Origin of the sequence: Streptomyces sp. (assembly GCF_031178505.1) — a bacterium.
GTDB lineage: Bacteria > Actinomycetota > Actinomycetes > Streptomycetales > Streptomycetaceae > Streptomyces > Streptomyces gulbargensis.
The window spans coordinates 1-3,510 of sequence record NZ_JAPSIW010000725.1 but is presented as its reverse complement, the minus strand read 5'-3'; the positions used below and the strand labels follow the sequence as shown (position 1 = coordinate 3,510).

Genomic DNA, 3,510 nt, shown 5'->3' with positions numbered 1-3,510 from the left:
CCATCGCCCGGTGAGCATGTGAAGGTCCGGGCCGGGCCATCGGGGGGGCCGCCATCCACGCCCGGTCGGCCGCGGTCGGCGTGCGCCGATGCGCTTCACGCTTCTCTCGGATCCGGCGGCGGGAGAACTCCGTCCACTCGGTACGGCGAGCGTTTCGGCTCCGCTCCAGCACCTCCAGAGCAGTCACCATGGCCCGCGTGTCATGGCGTGTGTCTCCGAACAGGGCCAGACAGGCATGGGTCCAGGTGAACCCGAACGGCCGGTGGAGAACGACGGCACTGCTCAGGGCCGCTCCTCGCCGGGCAGGGCTCAGACGCTCGTCGCGGACCCGGCGGGCATGCACGTGGAAGCTCACGGCGGCATTCTGCCTGCCGCGAACGTCTGCCGGCCGGCGAAGGTTGCGGAGGAGCGCCGTGGACGAGGAGTGAGGCCGTGAGCGGAGATCGGCCCGGGCACCTGCTTCGGGCGTGCTGTGCGACGACGTGGTACGCGGTCGGCCGGGACTGTGTCACAGGCGCGTGACGGCGGTGTCCTGGCAGTGAGACGGCGCGAACCGGCGGACAGGGACGGCCGTCTTGTCGATCGTCGACGCGGCGGCCCCGTAGGTGGCAGCCGTGCATCCGTGCCGTGGAAGGGAAACTGTCATGAACCGCCGTCTGCGTACCGCCCTCACCGTCACCGCCGCGCTCGGCGTCGGGCTCCTGGCGACAGCGTGCGAAAGCGGTGAGCGGTCCGCCGCCGCGCCCTCCTCGGCGTCGTCCGGCCGCCCCGCCCCGACGGTCGGCGGCGGCGAGGCGGGCGCGGAGACGGACGGGGCGCGCAGTGGTCCCGGCTCCACGGCCTCTTCCGGCGTCGGGACCGCACAGAGCCGCCCGTCGAAGACGCCCGGTACGCAGGCCGAGGCCACCCGCGCCGGTACGGAAACCGGCAGCGGCAGCGGCAGCGGTGGAGACAAGAGCGGCTACGGGCAGGTCTGCGGTACCAACGACATCGCCTGGAGCGTGAGCACGGAGTCCCAGGCCGGCGGATACTTCCTGGTCAAGGCCACGGCCAAGCCCGGTATCACCTGTGTCCTGCGAGCCGCCCTGCCGGTCGTGGCGTTCGGTTCGGACGGAACGGCCGCCAGGCCCGCGGAGCAGTCCGCGGGCCGGGCGATCACACTGAGGGACGGGGTGGCGGCGTACGCCGGCGTGAACCCGAAGACGACCGGCGGTGAAGGCGGCAAGGAGCTGGACAGCCTGATCGTCTCGGTCTCCGACGGCGACCCCCACCCGGTGTCCCTGCGGGTCGGCTCGTTCGTCGTCGACAAGCCGGTGGTCACCAACTGGCACACCTCCGCCGCCGACGCCGTTCCGTTGGCGGGCTGACCCCGCCCCGCGCTCCGGGCCCCGGGGGCCCGTCCGGCGACGAGCCGCGGGGGAAGTCACGGCCTGGCGGACGGGAAGCGACATACATTGAGCCCGCCCGGCAGGTGAGGTTCGTGTTTTTCGGGGCAGACGGTGTTCTGCATCGAGGAAACGGCCGCCCCGCGAGCGGTGCCATGACGAGCGTCTGCGCGGGGGCGGGCCCCGGGCCGGAACGGAGGGCGCCACGCCCATGATCATCAGCCATCAGCAGCTCGGAACCGTACTGGGACTCACCCTTCCGCACGAGCTGGACATCAGCACGCGCGCGGCTGCCGCGGCCCAGGTCGAGCGCCTTCTGCTCACGTACCGGCCGCATGTCCGGTCCGTCCTGCTGACCCCGCCCGCCACGGCGCACACTCCGGCGACGCTGAGCGTGCTGGCCCGGGTGCGGCACCTGTGCGAGGCCCATGGGCTGCTCCTCACCGTGACCGAACCGGCGGAGACCGCCCCGCAGCCCCTGTCCGTCGCCGCCTGACGGACGCGGGCACCAGGACGACACGGAACAAGAACCCCGACGGCCGGCCGCCGCGCACCTCGTCCCCGAGCGGGACCGGCGCGCGGCGGTCGGCGTCGGCGTGGCCTGGCCGACCCGGAGTGGCCGGGCGGTACGTACTGCCGGCCCCGCTTGCCGTGCGGGTGCCGCCGCAGGGCCGGACGCCGCTGTCCTGCCTGCTGGGCCCCGCGCTCCACGGGTGTCCTGGACGCCTCAGCCGCTCACTGTTCCGGTCGGTGAAGGGCCGACCGCGCGGCCGCGTGGAACTGCACGTACTCGATGGTCGCGCCGCCCGGGTGCCGCACGGTCATGTTGCGACCGGTGGGGACCTCGTTCGGCCCGTCGACGATCTTTCCGCCGTGTTTCGCGGTGAGCCGCAGGACCTCGTCGAGGGACTCGACGACAGTCGTGGCGTGGGTCCCGCGATAGGGGGCGAGGGCCTCGTCCGAACCCGCGAGCAGCAGGTATCCGCCGACGCTCGCGAGGTCCAGGTCGCGGTAGGTGAACCGGAGCCGTGGCTGCTCTCCGGTGAGCTCGACGAAGGTGGGCAGTGCCGCGTCCAGATCGTCGACGTAGACGCGGGCGAGAACGGCCAGCACGGGCACGGGCATCCCCAACTCATTTCGATTTTGCCGAATTATCGAATCGATCCGCATACTACGAGGTGACACAGGGACGCGGAGAGGAGACAGGAGAGTTGGCCGACGACGCAGACCTCGACCTGGCGGTGGTGCTCCACGCGCTGGGCGATCCGGTCCGGTTGGCGCTGGTCCGCCGGATGGCCGAGGACGGTGAGAGCGCGTGCAGCCCGGACGGTGTGGACGTGCCCCGGTCGACGCTCTCGAACCATTGGCGGATCCTGCGCGAAGCCGGCATCACCCGAACCCGGCGGGTGGGCAAGGCTCGTTGGATGGCTCTGCGCCGCGCCGAACTCGACGCCCGGTTCCCCGGGCTGCTCGCCGCCGTACTGAGGGGACGCGGGTGAGCACCGGAACGGGCTGACGCCCCGCGGGAGCCTCGGCCCGCCCCTGCCCGGAAGACCCGCGACCCGGCGGTGTTCCCCCGTGCGGCCGTGGATGCGGTACGAGGCGGGGGGCGCGGCCCCGGTGGGCCGGCTCCGCGGGTGCGCCATGCCGTGAGCGGCGGGCTGGAGACAGGCCGTGGCAAGGTCGCGCCCGGCCCTTCGGCGGCGGGGCCCCGTCCGTGGCCGGCGCGCGGGGGCGGCGGCGCGGAATGCCTCCGGGCGCGGGCCGGGGCAGGCCGCGCCGCGTCGAACGACCGCATCTCCTCGGGCGACTCCGCAGCCGGGAGGAACGCCCGGCGCGCCGGCCGACGCGGGTCCTGGCGGGTGCGGAGTGGGGGCCGCCGCGCGCGTGAGGCTGCTCGCCGAGGTGCGCGCGGCGGCGGCGCGTGCGGTCTAGCGGAGGTGCTTCTTGACCGCTTCGTAGACCGCCTGGTCGCTGAGCACATCGCTGTGGCCGAGACAGGCGGTGGTGTGGTTGACCGCGCCGGTGAGGGCGACGCTGTCCTTGGGGCTGATGATCATGTCGCAGGGTGAGCGCCAGGTGGCGTAGCGGGGCGAACCGGGGGTCTCGTCACCGGTGTTGAGGG

At 73.3% G+C, this 3,510-nt stretch carries 4 protein-coding genes and 1 pseudogene; 3 read left to right on the top strand and 2 right to left on the bottom strand.

Annotation, left to right across the window (positions count from 1 at the left end; genetic code table 11):
• Positions 1-644 precede the first annotated feature (644 nt).
• Complete coding sequence (locus RIF68_RS31215; protein WP_309054629.1) at positions 645-1,367, top strand: DUF4232 domain-containing protein; 723 nt, start codon at positions 645-647, stop codon at positions 1,365-1,367.
• A 229-nt stretch (positions 1,368-1,596) separates the two neighbouring features.
• Positions 1,597-1,881, top strand: a complete 285-nt coding sequence (locus RIF68_RS31210) for a hypothetical protein (RefSeq protein WP_309054628.1) — start codon at positions 1,597-1,599, stop codon at positions 1,879-1,881.
• A 239-nt stretch (positions 1,882-2,120) separates the two neighbouring features.
• Here RIF68_RS31210 and RIF68_RS31205 read toward each other — a convergent pair whose 3' ends face one another.
• Entirely contained in the window at positions 2,121-2,510 is a 390-nt protein-coding gene (locus RIF68_RS31205) for a hypothetical protein (RefSeq protein WP_309054627.1), read from the bottom strand.
• An 86-nt stretch (positions 2,511-2,596) separates the two neighbouring features.
• On the opposite strand from RIF68_RS31205, the gene RIF68_RS31200 reads away from it, so the two are divergent.
• Positions 2,597-2,884, top strand: coding sequence for a helix-turn-helix domain-containing protein (locus tag RIF68_RS31200; protein WP_309054626.1), 288 nt, complete (start codon positions 2,597-2,599; stop codon positions 2,882-2,884).
• Positions 2,885-3,316: 432 nt separating this feature from the next.
• On the opposite strand, the pseudogene RIF68_RS31195 reads toward RIF68_RS31200, so the two are convergent.
• Positions 3,317-3,510, bottom strand: a pseudogene (locus RIF68_RS31195) (lipase); the annotation flags it as partial.